Annotated in this window: 13 protein-coding genes; 11 read left to right on the top strand and 2 right to left on the bottom strand. The window is 66.1% G+C overall.

Annotation, left to right across the window (positions count from 1 at the left end):
• Positions 1–186: 186 nt before the first annotated feature.
• The 3 genes from polA (at position 187) to OJA40_RS01465 (ending at position 5,805) form a co-directional block, all read left to right on the top strand.
• Positions 187–2,967 (top strand): DNA polymerase I, encoded by a 2,781-nt coding sequence (gene polA, locus OJA40_RS01475; RefSeq protein WP_208425553.1) that lies wholly within the window; start codon positions 187–189, stop codon positions 2,965–2,967.
• A gap of 122 nt (positions 2,968–3,089) precedes the next feature.
• Positions 3,090–4,403, top strand: coding sequence for a M16 family metallopeptidase (locus OJA40_RS01470; RefSeq protein WP_263808103.1), 1,314 nt, complete (start codon positions 3,090–3,092; stop codon positions 4,401–4,403).
• Positions 4,404–4,485: 82 nt separating this feature from the next.
• Complete coding sequence (locus OJA40_RS01465) at positions 4,486–5,805, top strand: M16 family metallopeptidase (RefSeq protein WP_208425552.1); 1,320 nt, start codon at positions 4,486–4,488, stop codon at positions 5,803–5,805.
• An 11-nt stretch (positions 5,806–5,816) separates the two neighbouring features.
• Here the strand turns inward: OJA40_RS01465 and OJA40_RS01460 are convergent, their stop codons facing one another.
• Both OJA40_RS01460 and OJA40_RS01455 read right to left on the bottom strand, forming a co-directional pair.
• Positions 5,817–6,488: a PspC domain-containing protein gene (locus OJA40_RS01460; RefSeq protein ID WP_208425551.1), complete on the bottom strand. Its 672-nt coding sequence runs from the start codon at positions 6,486–6,488 to the stop codon at positions 5,817–5,819.
• 46 nt (positions 6,489–6,534) lie between these two features.
• Complete coding sequence (locus tag OJA40_RS01455) at positions 6,535–7,113, bottom strand: 5-formyltetrahydrofolate cyclo-ligase (RefSeq protein WP_263809842.1); 579 nt, start codon at positions 7,111–7,113, stop codon at positions 6,535–6,537.
• A gap of 377 nt (positions 7,114–7,490) precedes the next feature.
• Here OJA40_RS01455 and ffh point away from each other — a divergent pair, with 377 nt between their 5' ends.
• From ffh to tyrS, 8 genes are all read left to right on the top strand, one after another.
• Entirely contained in the window at positions 7,491–8,876 is a 1,386-nt protein-coding gene (gene ffh, locus OJA40_RS01450) for a signal recognition particle protein (RefSeq protein ID WP_013062104.1), read from the top strand.
• Positions 8,877–8,947: 71 nt separating this feature from the next.
• The gene (gene rpsP, locus OJA40_RS15450) at positions 8,948–9,514 is read left to right on the top strand and encodes a 30S ribosomal protein S16 (protein WP_208425549.1); all 567 of its coding nucleotides are present in this window, start codon (positions 8,948–8,950) and stop codon (positions 9,512–9,514) included.
• Between the two features lie 29 nt (positions 9,515–9,543).
• Positions 9,544–10,140, top strand: coding sequence for a ribosome maturation factor RimM (gene rimM, locus OJA40_RS01440; protein WP_208425548.1), 597 nt, complete (start codon positions 9,544–9,546; stop codon positions 10,138–10,140).
• 45 nt (positions 10,141–10,185) lie between these two features.
• Positions 10,186–10,911 carry a tRNA (guanosine(37)-N1)-methyltransferase TrmD gene (gene trmD / locus OJA40_RS01435; protein WP_208425547.1) on the top strand — a complete coding sequence of 242 codons (726 nt, stop codon included), beginning with the start codon at positions 10,186–10,188 and terminating at the stop codon, positions 10,909–10,911.
• Between the two features lie 61 nt (positions 10,912–10,972).
• A complete protein-coding gene (gene rplS, locus OJA40_RS01430; RefSeq protein ID WP_118841225.1) occupies positions 10,973–11,329 on the top strand; it encodes a 50S ribosomal protein L19 in 357 nt (118 codons plus the stop codon).
• Between the two features lie 66 nt (positions 11,330–11,395).
• Positions 11,396–12,211, top strand: coding sequence for an MqnA/MqnD/SBP family protein (locus OJA40_RS01425; RefSeq protein WP_208425546.1), 816 nt, complete (start codon positions 11,396–11,398; stop codon positions 12,209–12,211).
• Positions 12,212–12,378: 167 nt separating this feature from the next.
• Positions 12,379–12,843: an SsrA-binding protein SmpB gene (smpB, locus tag OJA40_RS01420; protein ID WP_208425545.1), complete on the top strand. Its 465-nt coding sequence runs from the start codon at positions 12,379–12,381 to the stop codon at positions 12,841–12,843.
• Between the two features lie 60 nt (positions 12,844–12,903).
• On the top strand, positions 12,904–14,142 hold the full coding sequence (gene tyrS, locus OJA40_RS01415; RefSeq protein WP_208425544.1) for a tyrosine--tRNA ligase: 1,239 nt from the start codon (positions 12,904–12,906) through the stop codon (positions 14,140–14,142).
• The last annotated feature ends 28 nt before the right edge of the window (positions 14,143–14,170 follow it).

Genomic DNA, 14,170 nt, shown 5'->3' with positions numbered 1-14,170 from the left:
GATCCCACCGGGCACTGGCTTGGAAGAATTCAGCAACAACGCGGAACGCGCAGTCGTGACGGGGACAGACTTGAACCTCGTCCTCTCGTCGGGCATTAGAGGGAGCGGTTGTTGCCGTTAGCCGCATCGCAGCGTGACGGCCCGGCCCTGTTGCATCGTTTCTCCCGCCAGCCCGCTCCGCCTCGCATGTCCCCCCCCGACGCCGCCCCCGATGACAGTGCCCTGTACCTCATCGACGCGATGTCGTTGGCCTATCGGGCGCACTACATTTTCATCAGTCGGCCCCTGATCAACTCCAAGGGCCAGAATACCTCCGCGGCGTACGGGTTCACCAACTCCCTGCTCAAGTTGATCGAGGACCACGACATCGACCACGCCGCGGTGGTGTTCGACGAGGGCGAAGAGGACACCTTTCGGAAGGAGATGTACGACGACTACAAGGCCAACCGGGACCCGCCGCCGGAGGAGCTGCTGGAAAACATTCCCTACATCAAAGACATCGTAGAGGGGCTCGACATTCCGGTGCTGGAGGTGCCGGGCGTGGAGGCCGACGACGTCATTGGGGCGCTCGCGAAGCAGGCCGAGGCGGACGACGCCGACGTGGTGATCGTGTCGCCCGACAAGGACTTCAAGCAGCTGCTCAGCGACAAGGTCTCGATTTACAAGCCCGCCAAGGGGGACCAGGACTTTGAGATCAAGACGGGGGACACCTTCCGGGACGAATATGGCCTGGACCCGGCCCAATTCGTCGACATGCTGGCCCTGATGGGCGACAGCAGCGACAACGTGCCCGGCGTCTACGGCATCGGGGAGAAGACCGCCCAGAAGCTCCTGCGGGAGTACCACTCCGTGGAAAACCTGATCGACCACGCCGACGACCTGAGCGGGAAGCGGGCGCGGGAGGGCATGCAGGAGCACGCCGAGGAGGCGCGTCTCAGCAAACGGCTCGTTCGCATCCGCACCGAACTGGACGTGGGCCTCGACTGGCACGAGCTCCAGCGCCGCGAGCTGGATGAGGAAAAGCTTACGGCCGTCTTCCGGGAGCTGGAATTCGACTCCTTCGGCGACCGCCTCGGCATCGAGGGGGACGACGGATCCGAAGCGGAGACGGACGAGGACGATCCGGACCTGCAGTTCGACTTCGGCCCCTACGAGAAGGTGCAGGAGCTCGACCCGGAGGCCGTCGACTACGAGGTCGTCCGGACGGAGGAGGAGCTCCACGCCTTTGCCGACCGGCTCGGCGAGGCGGCCCGCTACGCGTTCGACGCGGAGGCGACCTCCCGAGACCCGATGACGGCAGACCTCGTGGGCCTGTCGTTCAGCTCAGAGGCGGAGAGGGCCACCTACGTCCCGACCCCGCTTCCCGACGACACCCCGACCGACGCGGTCCTCGACGTGTTGCGGCCGGTGCTGGCGCGGGACACTGAGAAGCTGGGGCACAATTTGAAGTACGACCTGCTCCTGTTGAAGCAGCACGGCGTCGAAGTGGGCGGGACGCTGTTCGATACGATGGTGGCCCACTACCTCGTGGCCCCGGAGGAAAATCACAACCTGGACGACGTGGCGCGGTCGGTGCTCAACTACAAGATGGTCCCCATTGCGGACCTGATTGGGGACGAGACCGACCGGGACTCGATGCGGGAGGTGGACGTGGAGACGGCCGCCCCCTACGCCTGCGAGGACGCCGACATTTCGTACCGCCTGGCGGACGAGCTGGAGGCGCAACTGGAGAACGGAAACGTGCTCGACGTGGCCCACGACATCGAGTTTCCGCTCGTGCACGTGCTGGCCACGATGGAGCACACTGGGATTCGGCTCGACACGGACGTGCTCGACGAAATCCTGGCCGGCCTGGAGGAGCGCCTCAGCGGCATCGAAAAGGAGGTGTTCGAACTGGCCGGGGAAGAATTCAACATCAACTCGACCCAGCAGCTCGGCGAAATTTTGTTCGAGAAGCTCGACCTTCCGGTCGTCTCCAAGACGCCGACCGGGAAGCCGTCCACCAAGGAGAGTGTGCTCCAGGAGCTCTCCACCGAGCACGAAATTCCGGGGCTCGTCCTGGACTGGCGGTCGACGTACAAGCTCAAGAGCACCTACCTCGACAGCCTCGGCGAGCTCGTCCACCCCGAGACGGGGCGCCTGCACACCAGCTTCAATCAGACCCGCACGGCCACCGGGCGGCTCTCGTCGAGCGACCCGAACCTCCAAAACATCCCCATCCGCACCGAGATGGGCCGGCAAATCCGGCGCGCCTTCGTCCCGAAGGACGGATGGGCCCTGCTCTCGGCCGACTACGCGCAGATCGAGCTGCGCATCCTCGCCGCCATGAGCGGGGACGACGCCATGCGGTCGACCTTTCGAGAGGGGGGCGACATCCACACCGACGCCGCCGCGCGGGTCTACGGCATCGATCCCGAGGACGTGACGCCGGAGCAGCGCAGCAAGGCGAAGGAGGTCAACTACGGCATTCCGTACGGCATCTCGCCGTGGGGGCTCGCCCAGCGGATGCGGATGCCGGTCGACGAGGCGCAGGACATCATCAAGCAGTACCGGAAGTCGTACCCCGGGGTCTCGCAGCTCCTGAACGAGCTGGTAGAGAAGGCCCAGGACAAGGGCTACGCGGAGACGCTCCTGGGGCGCCGGCGCTACCTCCCCAACATCGACAGCTCGAACAGCAACGCGCGCAGCGCCGCCGAGCGGGTGGCCGTCAACATGCCCATCCAGGGCACGCAGGCGGACATGATCAAGATTGCGATGAACCGCATCCACGACCGGCTCGCCGGCGACGACTGGGCGACGCAGATGCTGCTGCAGGTGCACGATGAACTCGTCTTTGAGGTGCCCCCGGACGAGCTGGACGCCGCACAGACCATGGTCGACGACGAGATGCGCGACGCCCTGCCGCTCGACGACGTGCCCGTAACCGTCGACATGGACACCGGCGGCAACTGGCTGGAAGCGCACTGAGCGTGATGCGTGAAGGGTGATACGTGAGTACAGGCCAAGGTATGCAATTCACGCATCACGACCTCACGCATCACTCTTCTCCCCAATCAACGGCATTCCTTTTTCGATCTCAGTATTCCCGTATGACCGAGACCGTCCCCGCTCCGCCCCGCGACCTCCCCGCCGCCGTCGACTTTCAGGAGGCGTCGGACGGGATCGAGTGCTACCGCCTCGTCGACAACGACCTCCGCATTCTGCTGCTGCCCCAGGACGGGGCGCCGGTGGCGACCTCGATGGTGACCTACCACGTGGGGAGCCGCAACGAGCGCACGGGCCACACCGGCGCGACCCACATGCTGGAGCACCTCATGTTTAAGGGGACCGAGCGGTACCACAAGCGCAAGGGCACCTCCATCTTCGAGACGCTCCAGTCCGTGGGGGCGAAGGTGAACGCGTCCACCTGGCTCGACCGCACCAACTACTACGAGATGCTCCCCACCGAGCACCTGCCGCTCGCCCTCGACATTGAGGCCGACCGGATGCGGGGGGCGCTGATCGACGCCGAGGACGTGGAGGACGAGCGCACCGTCATTCTAAACGAGCGGGACCGGAACCAGAATGACCCGGTGTCGCGCCTGTTCGACGAGGTGTGGGGGGCGGCGTTCGTGGCGCACCCCTACCACCACCCCACAATCGGGTGGAAGAGCGACATCGAGCGCATCACGCCGGACGGGCTGCGCGAGTACTACGACACGTTCTACTGGCCCAACAACGCGACGCTCTCGATCGTCGGGCAGTTCGATCGGGGGGAGACGCTGGCCGAGGTGGCCGAGCACTTCGGGGACATTGGGCCGGCCCCGCGCGACATTCCGCAGGTCACCACCGAGGAGCCGAAGCAGTCCGGCCCCCGCCGCGTGACGGTCCGACAGGACGGCCAGCTCGGGGCGGTCCTGATGGGGTTCAAGTCGCCCCCGGCGCTGGAGGCCGACTCCGACGTGCTCGACGTGCTGGCGCGCATTCTGGCGTCGGGGAAGGGCAGTCGCCTGTTTCGGCGGTGCACCGATCAGGGCCTCACCAGTGACGTCTTCGGCATCAACTTCCGGCTCCGCGACCCTGGGCTCTTCTCGGTGTTTGCGTACCTCGCCCCCGATCAGGACCACCAGACGGTCGAGGACGCCATCCACGAGACGATCACGGACGTGCAGGAGAACGGCGTCACGCAGGAGGAGCTCGACCGGGCACGCAGCCAGCTCCGTGCCCAAATTGCGTTCGACCGCGACGGGCCGATGCGCGTGGCCTCGCAGCTCAACGAATCGCTCGCGGCGGGCGACTGGAAGCTGTACACCCAGTACCTCGACCGCCTGGACGACGTCACCGCGGAGGATGTCCAGCGTGTCGCCCGGACGTACCTGACCAGGGATGGCGTCACCACCGGCCGGTACGTCCCCACCTCCTGACGGCCGCTCTCCCCATTCCGGCCCTCCATCCGGGCCGCCGTCCTGTCTCCGTGCCCACTGCCTTCCACCGACCGCTCCGTTCATGTCCGATTCCGCCTCCACGCGCCCCCACTCCGATCCAGCTCTCGCCCCCCGCATTCAGGACCGCACGGCCGGTCCCGGGCGCCTTCTGACGCTCCGCACGGCGGTGGACGACGTGGTCTCCTTCCGGGGGTCGTTCGTGACGAATCCGGACCTCGCCGCGGGGGATGCGCTCCGCCAGCAGCTCACGGTGTCCCTGCTCGACAAGGGCACGGAGCACCGCGACCGCTTTGCGCTGGCCCGCGTGCTGGAAGCGTGTGGCGCGAAGCTGGACCTGTCGAGCGACGGCCTGTTCGTGGAGATGTCCGGCCGGGCGCTGGTAGACGACCTGCCGCGGGTTCTGGAGGTTGCGGCCGAGATGCTGCGGGCCCCGGCGTTCGACCCCGAAGAATTCCGGAAGGCCCGGGCGCAGGTGGCCGCCGATCTGCAGCGCCGTATGGAGAAGACGTCGGCGCAGGCCTCCACGGCCCTGTCGCAGCGCCTTTTTCCCGAGGGGCACCCAAACTATTCGCCCGCCCCGGAAACGGTGCTGGAGTGGCTACAGGGCCTCACGGTGCAGGACGTGCGGGACTACCACGAGGCTCACTTCGGGGCCAACGAGTGGACCCTCGCCGTGGTCGGGGACCTTCAGCACGACGCGGTGGCCTCGGTCGTGGACGAGACGTTCGCCGGGTGGGCACCGCACGACGCCCCGGCCACCCACGACACCGACGCGGTCTCTACGGAGGCCGGCCGCACCACCGTCCCGATGCCGGACAAGTCGAACGTGGATGTGCGACTGGGCCACACGGTCCCCATCCGACGGGACCACGACGACTACCCTGCGTTCTACGTTGGCAACTACATCCTCGGCGGCAACTTTGCGGCGCGCCTCATGTCCACCGTCCGCGACGAGATGGGGCTCACCTACAGCATCCGGTCGAGCCTATCCGGGGTGAGCACCCGGTACGTCGGGTCGTGGCAGACGAGCGTCACCCTCAGCCACGACGCCGTGGACGAGGGCATCGCGGCGACAACGGACGTCATCCGCGAGTTCGTGGCGGAGGGGGCCACGGCGGAGGAGCTCGACGCGAAGAAGACGACGATCACCGGCTCGTACGCCGTCGGCCTGGCCACCACCGACCGCCTGGCCCAGTCCATCTTGACCAACGCCGAGCGGGGCTTCGACGTCGCCTACCTCGACGATTTTCCCGAAGAAATTCGGGCGCTTACGCTGGACGAGGTGAACGCCGCGGTTCAGGACTACCTCGAGCCGGCCTCGATGCAGGAGGCCCTTGCGGGAACCCGGCCCCGCCCTGCCGAGGCAACGGCGGGGGCGTGAGCGGACCGGGCCTACGACTCGTCCGCCTCGTCCCGGATGATCGAGAGCCGTTCCTCGGGGGTGAGGGGGGGCTCCTTCGGCATGATGAAGGCCAGGGCGAAGTAGCCGAGCACGAACGGCCCCCCGGACCCGATAACCCCGACGACGAACGCGATGCGGACGAGGGTGGGGTCGAGGCTCAGGTATTCTGCGATCCCACCGCATACGCCAAACAGCTTTTTGTCGGTGCGGGAGCGGGTTAGCTGCTTCTGGTCTGACTTTTGGGGCTCCTCCACCACCTTCGTCCGGCCGGTGTCCGCCTCCACGGCCTTCTTGGTCGTCGTGGACCCGGGGTCGTCTGTGCCCGACGAGCGCCACGTGAGAAGGCCGAACCCGAGCAGGATGACCCCGACGCCCACCAGCCAGGGAAGGATGAGACCGGAAAAGGCCAGGCCGGTCCACGCCCCGAGTTCGCTCAGGAGGTAAATGGTGCCGGCCAGGATTAGCGTCAGTCCGGTCACGGTGGGCAGGTTGAAGAGGCCGGACGCGTCCGTGTCGTCGCTGAAGTACAAGGTGTCCAGCTCGTCCTCGGAGATGTCGTCCAGGTCGAGCGTGGTTTCGCCCACCTCGAAGGCCGAGGGCTGCTCGAAGGACTCGTCGGTTGTCTCTGAGGACCGTTGAGACCGGGAGCGCGGAGAAGACATGTCGCAGAGGGGCGGTTGTGAGGGAGAGACCGCGGGGGGAGCGAGTCTACGGGGCAAGAACCTGTTGTTCGGTAACGATCGTGGTCATCGGCACGTCGTGGGAGGCATTCGGCAGGGAGGGAACCAGGCAGGCCTCGTACGTCAGCGCAACGCGCGGACAGGCGACCGACTGGAGGAACGCGTCGTAGTATCCCGACCCGTGGCCGATCCGGTGTCCGTCTTGGCCGACGCCCAGGGCCGGCACGAACACCACGTCAATCGCGCCGGCCGGGACCCGCTCTGTGTGCTTGGGCTCTCGAATGTCCCAACGATTGGCCGTCAGCGACCCCGGCCCGTCGTACCGGCGATGCTCCAGCGTGGGCGTCTCCGCCTCAAAACTCGTAACGACCGGCAGGACGACCTCCACGTCCCGGGCCCGAAGCAGCGCGATGAGCGGACGCGTGTCGACCTCGCGCTGGGCCGTGATCGGCCAGTACACGTGCACGACCTGGGCCGGGGCCACGGGCGCGGCGGCCAGGGCCCGGTGCACGATCAGGCTGCTGCGGGCGCGATGGGATCGGGCCGACAACGAACGACGATAGGACCGAAACTGGCGGCGCCACGAGGTTTTGGCTTGAGAGCCCATTGGGCCCATTCACAGTGAAAAAGGCGGGTGCCTGGTTGGGGCGGTAAGTTCAACGAAAATACGCGCCGTCGCCCAAAAACGATCCCTGCCGGGGAGGTGTCACAGCGAACGCCGTGGGGGGATTGTTACAGAGGCCTCCGCGTCCCGAGGGCGGGGTGGCGAATTAGGCGGGGTGGCGAATTATGGATGAACACCCCTCCGGGAATGGATCGAATCGTGGCGGCCAATGCGTATAGGGACCGGTTGAGCCAGCAATTCAGGAAAGTAGTCTCTGATGCAAATTGGCCGCCAGAGGTGGCGACAGCCCGCCTCTCTGTTCTGCTGCCTGCGGCGGAGGCAGGTCCCAATATCGACGAGACGAGCCGAGGCACACCATCATGTTTGAAGGATTGTCCCAAAAGCTCGAGGGCGCCCTGCAGTCCGTCACGGGCCAGGGTCGCATCGACGAGGTGAACGTCGCCGAGACGATGCGGGAGATCCGCCGTGCGTTGCTGAACGCGGACGTCAACTACCAGGTTGCGAAGGAGTTTACCGCGAACGTCAAGGAGGCGGCCACGGGGGAGGATGTCCTCACCTCGGTCACGCCGGGCGAGCAGTTGACGAAGATCATGCACGACGAGCTGACCCGGGTGCTGGGCGGCGAACACGAGGGCATCGAGATGGCGGAGACGCCGCCCACAGTGATTCTCGTCGCTGGCCTGCAGGGGTCCGGCAAGACGACCTTCTGTGCCAAGCTCGCCCGCCACTTCCGAAAGGAAGGACACGCGCCGCTGCTGGCGGCCTCGGACGTGTACCGGCCCGCCGCCGTGGACCAGCTCAAGACGCTGGCCGACCAGGTCAATGCGCCCGTCTATTCGATTGAGGACGACGGCGAGATCGTCGAGGATGCGGTCCGTGTGGCCAACGAGGCCGTTGCGGAGGCCCAGAACACGGCCCGCGACATTGTCATCATCGACACGGCGGGGCGCATGCACATCGACGAGGCGATGATGCAGGAGGTGGAGGACATCAAGACGACGGTGGCGCCGAACGAAACCTTGTTTGTCGTCGACAGCATGACGGGACAGGACGCGGTGAACACCGCCAAAGAGTTCAACGAGCGCATCGATTACGACGGGGTGGTTCTGTCCAAGCTGGATGGGGACACCCGCGGTGGCGCGGCGCTCTCGATCCGGACGGTGGTCAACAAGCCGATCAAGTTTGCCTCCACCGGTGAGAAGCTCGACGCGCTCACGCCGTTCTACCCGGACCGCATGGCCCAGCGCATCCTGGGCATGGGCGACGTGGTCTCGTTTGTGGAGCGCGCCCAGGAGCAGTACGACGAGCAGGAGGCCGAGCGCCTTCAAGAGAAGATTCGCTCCGAGGAGTTTGACCTTCAGGACTTCTACGACCAGCTCCAGCGCATCCAAAAGATGGGGTCGATCAAGGAGCTCATGGGCATGATTCCGGGGGTCGGCAACAAGATTAGCGACCTCGACATCGACGAGGAGGCCTTCACACACATCGAGGCGATTATTCAGTCGATGACCCCGGAGGAGCGGGCCCACCCGGACATTCTAAACGGCACTCGTCGGCGCCGCATCGCCCGGGGGAGTGGGAATGAGGTCCGTGACGTGAACCAGCTGGTCAGCCAGTTCGAGGAGATGAAAGACATGATGAAGACGATGCAGAAGATGACGAGCAAGGGGCAGGACGTAGACATCTCGAGTCTCATGGACAAGATTACGGGGGGCGGTGGGGGCCAGAGTCGGAGTCCACGCTAGGACGAGGGCCGCCGGTAGAACTGCTTGCGCACCTTTCACGATTGTTGAACTGAACACACCCGAACGAACACGTGTCTGTTAAGCTTCGACTGCGCCGCATTGGGCGCAAAAAGATTCCGGTCTATTCGATCGTCGCTGCCGACCAGCGCAACGCGCGGGACGGCCGTTACATCGAGGACATCGGCCGCTACTTTCCGCTCCGCGAACCCGCCGAGGTGCGCCTGGAGGAAGACCGGGCCCTCTACTGGCTCGAAAACGGGGCGCAGCCGAGCGACACGGTGCGGTCCATTCTGCGCCGCCGGGGCCTCCTGCTCCATCACCACCTGAAGAAGAAGGGCGAGTCGCCGGGCGAGATCGAGTCGGCCGTCGAAGAGTTTCGGGAGCGCATGGCCGAGCAGGGCGAGGAGGTGAAGATCGCCGTCGGCACACGCGGCCAGGACCCGCTGGAGCGGGAGCGCGAGCGGGCCGAGGAGATCGACGAGGAGGCCCAGCTGCGCGCCCAGGCCACCCCGCTGTCGGCCGTTCAGGAAGAGACGGAGGCCGAAGACGCCGACGCCGCGTCCGATATGGACGAGCCGGAGGCCGCCGCGGACGAGGCCGACGAGGCCGACGACACCGAAGCGCCCAAAGACGAGTAGTCCCGAGCGGGGCCTTCGGCCCCTGTGCTATGCCTCCCCCGACGGCCTCCACGCCCGACGATTCGGCGGATCCGGGTCCGGACTTCGCGGACGTCCCGCCGACCGACCTCGTGAAGGTGGGGTTTATCTTCCGCCCCCACGGGCTGGACGGAGAGCTCAAAATCGACCCGTCCGCGACCGACGATCCGGCGCGCTTTGAGGTGCTGCCCACGGTATTCGTGGGGCCGCATCCGCGTCGTGTCGTTCGCCACGACGTCGCATCGGTCCGCTACCAAAAGACGAAGCGCGGCATCACGGTCATTCTGGGGCTCGACGGCATCGTGGACCGGGACGACGCCGAGGCGGTCGCCAAAATGGACGTGTTTGCCACCGAGGCGGCCCTGGGCCTGGAAGACGACGAGCTGTTCGCCGACGACCTGGTGGGCTGGACCGTCGTCACCGAGGAGGGGGCGGTGCAGGGCACCGTCGCGAACTTCATGGAGATGCCCGCACAGGACCTCTTCGTGGTCCGGACCCCTGAGGACACGGAGGCGATGATCCCGGCCATCGACGACTTCATCACCGAGATCGACGAGGACGCGGAACGGATCGTCGTGCGTCCCATCGACGGGTTGATGGACGCGTAGGGCAGTGCAGCCCGTGGCACACTCAGAAGACCGCTGTTCACCGGCATGCCTGGGAGCATACGCATCGACATTGTGACGGCCCTCCCGGCCCTCGTGGAGGGGCCCCTTCAGCACAGCATCCTGCAGCGGGCACAGGAATCGGACGTGGCCACCCTCCAGGTGCACAACCTTCGGGAGTACGCGACCGACAAGCACCGACAGGTGGACGACCGCCCGTTCGGCGGGGGCGCCGGGATGGTGCTGAAGCCGGAGCCGCTGTTTCGGGCCGTGGAGGCGATCGAGGAGACGGCCGGAGAGGCGGACGACATCATTTACCTCACGCCCGACGGTGAGCGGCTCGATCAGTCGATGGCCAACCGCCTCTCGATGGAGAGCCATCTCATTCTGATTGCGGGGCACTACAAGGGCATCGACCAGCGGGTGCGGGACCTTCTCGTCACGCGTGAAGTGTCGATTGGCGACGTGGTTCTCAGTGGCGGGGAGCTGCCGGCACTGATGCTGGTTGACGCGGTCGTCCGCCTCGTGCCGGGCGCGCTGGGCGACAGCTCGTCGGCCCTCACGGACGCGTTTCAGGACGGGCTTCTGGGCGCGCCGGTCTACACACGCCCGGCCGAGTTTCGGGGGCAGGAGGTGCCGTCGGTCCTCCGCTCGGGCGACCATCAGGCCATTGCCCGCTGGCGGGACGAAAAGCGACTCGAAAAGACCCGGGACCGCCGGCCCGATCTCCTACCCGACACCAACAACGATTCGACCGAGGCGTCTTCGCAGTAGACACACGCGCCTCCGGCGTTGACCGACCATTGTTTGTTTCACCCAACAATAGAACAGCGACATGGCTACTGATCTTATGAGCGTCGTCGAGGCGACGCAGCTTCGCGACGACGTACCGGACTTTGACTCCGGGGACACGGTAAACGTTCACCTCCGGGTGGTTGAGGGCGAGAAGGAGCGCATCCAGCAGTTCGAAGGGGTGTGCCTTTCGCGTCGTGGCTCCGGGCCGAACGAGACGTTTACGGTTCGCAAGGTGTCCGAAGGCGTGGGCGTCGAGCGCATCTTCCCGGTCCACTCCCCCCGTGTGGCCCAGATCGACGTCGTTCGTCGTGGGGCCGTGAACCGGTCGAAGCTTTCGTACCTCCGTGGCCTGTCGGGCAAAGACGCCCGGATTCAGGAGCAGATTCGGGGGAACTAGGGGCGCAGCGGAGAGGGCCTGCACGCACGCCCCTGCTCGTAGACTTCGGACTCGTCTTGCGTCCCCATGGACCTTGCAATCTGGGACTATCCGCCCGCTGAGTTTCTGGCCTCGGGCTTTACGTCCGGTGCCGTCGAGAATCCGTTTCGGATCACGCGGCATCGCCCCGAGCAGTGTGCGGCGATGCTGGTGGAGGACGAGGTGGACGTGGCGCTGATGCCCACGATGCTGGCCCTGCAGGCGAGCAACGCCATCGACGTGCTTCCGAGTGTGGGGCTGGTTTCGTGGCGGTACCCGTACGCCCGCCTCGTGTGGCAGGGGGGACTGCACGACTTTCCGGAGACGATTGCCTACGACCGGCGCGTCGCGCAGGAGCGCATCGCCACCCGGATTGTTCTGCACGAGCACTACCAGGTCGACCCCACGTTCGTCCCGTACGACGCCCGCTCCCCGCAGGCGCTGCTCGACACCGAGGAGGATGCGGCCCTGCTGGTCGGTCCCAACGTCCCCGCCCTTCAGCCCGAGCCCTTCACGATGGACATCGGGCGCGAGTGGTACGAGCTCTCCAACTACCCGATGGTGTGGGGGCTGTACGTCACCAAGCGGGACCAGTCGACGGACGAGATGATCGAGGCGTTGATCGCCTCGGGCGAGGCGGCCGACGACAACCGCGACGTATGGGTGCAGGCGCAGGAGACCACCGCCTCGCTGAACGAGTTCTACCGCGAGGACCTCCGCACCGGGCTCGACAAACTCGCCATCGCGAGCCTGACGGAGTTTCGGAAGTACCTCTTCTACTACGACGTGACGGAGGACGTCCCCGACCTCCCGCTCGTGTACCTCGACGAAGAGGACGAGGAGGAAGAGGAAGAAGAGCACTGATTCATTGGCCCGGGGCACTGCGGTCAGCGGCGTGCGGGGTTTGGGCGACTTCAGTCAGGTACAGGTCGCTGCAGCCCCGACTCCCACGCTGCTCCACCTGTCTGACCGTGTGCGCCGTGGCCCCAATGCATAAATCACCGGATTCCTCACTGCATCGATGACCCGCTATGGCTGAAGGCACCGAGGTCGTTGCGCGCAATAAGAAGGCGCAGTTCGAGTACGACATTGAGGAAACCCTGGAGGCGGGGCTCGTCCTGGAGGGGTCCGAGGTCAAATCGGTGCGCCAGGGCAAGGCGAGCCTGGACGGGGCGTACTGCCAGGTCGATCGGGAGGGGGAGATGAAGATCCACGGGATGTACATCAAGCCGTACGAGGAGGCCGGCCCGTTCGGGCACGAACCGCGGCGCAGCCGGAAGCTCCTGCTCCACGACCAGCAGATTGGCAAGTGGGGGCAGATGGCCGAGCAGGAGGGCTACACGATTGTCCCGCTGTCGCTCTACTTCCGGGACGGGTGGGCGAAGCTAAAGATTGGAATCGCGAAGGGCCGCCAGAAGCACGACAAGCGCCAGGCCATTAAGGAGCGGGAGATGGAGCGCCGACTGGAGCAGGAGCAGAGCGACTACAATTTTTAGGTCGGGGGCCAGGACGGGGAGATCGACACGAGCTGTATCATTGACGACGAGGACGTACGCATGGCATTTCCGCCGGTCGACGAGCAGATGACGGTTCTCCGCCGCGGGGCGGAAGAGATTGTCCCGGAAGACGAGCTTGCCGAGAAGCTTCGCACGTCGCGGGAGACGGACACGCCCCTGACCGTGAAGCTCGGGTGCGACCCGAGTCGTCCGGACCTTCACCTCGGCCACACGGTGGTCCTCCGCAAGCTGCGACAGTTCCAGGACTTCGGCCACCGGGCCGTCCTTATTGTGGGCGACTTCACGGGCATGATCGGCGATCCGTCCGGCCGCTCCAAGACGCGTCCCCAGCTCACCCTCGAGGAGACGCGCGAGCACGGCCGGAGCTACTACGAGCAGGCGACTCGTGTGCTCGACCCGGACAAGACGGAGATCCGGTACAACTCCGAGTGGCTCGACGAGATGCGCTTCAGTGACGTCATCGAGCTGGCGGCCCGGCAGACGGTCGCGCAGATGCTGAAGCGCGATGACTTCAACGAGCGCTACGAGGCGGGCCAGCCCATCAGCCTGCACGAATTCCTGTACCCGCTGGCGCAGGCGCGCGACTCCGTCCACATCGAGGCGGACGTGGAGCTGGGCGGCACCGATCAGCGCTTCAACCTGCTCCTGGCGCGGCGCCTGCAGGAGGCCAACGACCAGGCGGCGCAGGTCTGCATGATGCTCCCGCTCCTGGAGGGCACGGACGGCTCCGACAAGATGTCGAAGTCCCTCGACAACGCCATCGGCATCGCCGAGGCGCCCGAAGACATGTACGGCAAGACCATGTCGGTGCCCGACGCCCTCATCTACCGCTACGTGGAGCTCGTTACCGACGTCCCGACCGAGCAGCTCCCGAAGGTCAAGCAGTTTGCCGAGAGCAACCCGCGGGCGGCGAAGGCCCAACTGGCCCGCCGCATCGTGGAGATGTACCACGGTGAAGAGGCCGCGGATCGGGCCGAGGAGCACTTCGAACAGACCGTGGTGGAGGGGGGCGTGCCGGACGACCTGCCGGAGTACACGCCGACGCCGGAGGAGGGGGCAGAGGTTGGCCTTCTGAACCTGATGCGCCACGCCGGCCTGACGGACTCCAACAGCGAGGGCCGCCGCATGATTGAGCAGGGGGCCGTCACGATCGACGAGGAGAAGGTGACCGACACCGGGCGCTACATCGACGTGGCCGAGGCGGCGCCGTTCGTGCTCCAGGTGGGCAAGCGCCGGTTCGCCCGCATTCGTCCGCCCAAAAATGGCGCGGACGCGTGAGGTGCGTCCCTCGGCACCCCGCCCGAGC

It is taken from the genome of Salinibacter pepae, from assembly GCF_947077775.1.
GTDB lineage: Bacteria > Bacteroidota > Rhodothermia > Rhodothermales > Salinibacteraceae > Salinibacter > Salinibacter pepae.
Note: the sequence above shows the minus strand (reverse complement) of the source record. Positions and strands in the feature narration are given on the sequence as shown.

What these genes read in the sequence shown, in the direction of transcription:
- polA (WP_208425553.1), top strand. Translation starts at nt 187, where the DNA reads ATGTCCCCCCCCGACGCCGCCCCCGATGACAGTGCCCTGTACCTCATC.
- OJA40_RS01470 (WP_263808103.1), top strand. Translation starts at nt 3,090, where the DNA reads ATGACCGAGACCGTCCCCGCTCCGCCCCGCGACCTCCCCGCCGCCGTC.
- OJA40_RS01465 (WP_208425552.1), top strand. Translation starts at nt 4,486, where the DNA reads ATGTCCGATTCCGCCTCCACGCGCCCCCACTCCGATCCAGCTCTCGCC.
- OJA40_RS01460 (WP_208425551.1), bottom strand. Translation starts at nt 6,488, where the DNA reads ATGTCTTCTCCGCGCTCCCGGTCTCAACGGTCCTCAGAGACAACCGAC.
- OJA40_RS01455 (WP_263809842.1), bottom strand. Translation starts at nt 7,113, where the DNA reads ATGGGCTCTCAAGCCAAAACCTCGTGGCGCCGCCAGTTTCGGTCCTAT.
- ffh (WP_013062104.1), top strand. Translation starts at nt 7,491, where the DNA reads ATGTTTGAAGGATTGTCCCAAAAGCTCGAGGGCGCCCTGCAGTCCGTC.
- rimM (WP_208425548.1), top strand. Translation starts at nt 9,544, where the DNA reads ATGCCTCCCCCGACGGCCTCCACGCCCGACGATTCGGCGGATCCGGGT.
- trmD (WP_208425547.1), top strand. Translation starts at nt 10,186, where the DNA reads ATGCCTGGGAGCATACGCATCGACATTGTGACGGCCCTCCCGGCCCTC.
- rplS (WP_118841225.1), top strand. Translation starts at nt 10,973, where the DNA reads ATGGCTACTGATCTTATGAGCGTCGTCGAGGCGACGCAGCTTCGCGAC.
- OJA40_RS01425 (WP_208425546.1), top strand. Translation starts at nt 11,396, where the DNA reads ATGGACCTTGCAATCTGGGACTATCCGCCCGCTGAGTTTCTGGCCTCG.
- smpB (WP_208425545.1), top strand. Translation starts at nt 12,379, where the DNA reads ATGGCTGAAGGCACCGAGGTCGTTGCGCGCAATAAGAAGGCGCAGTTC.
- tyrS (WP_208425544.1), top strand. Translation starts at nt 12,904, where the DNA reads ATGGCATTTCCGCCGGTCGACGAGCAGATGACGGTTCTCCGCCGCGGG.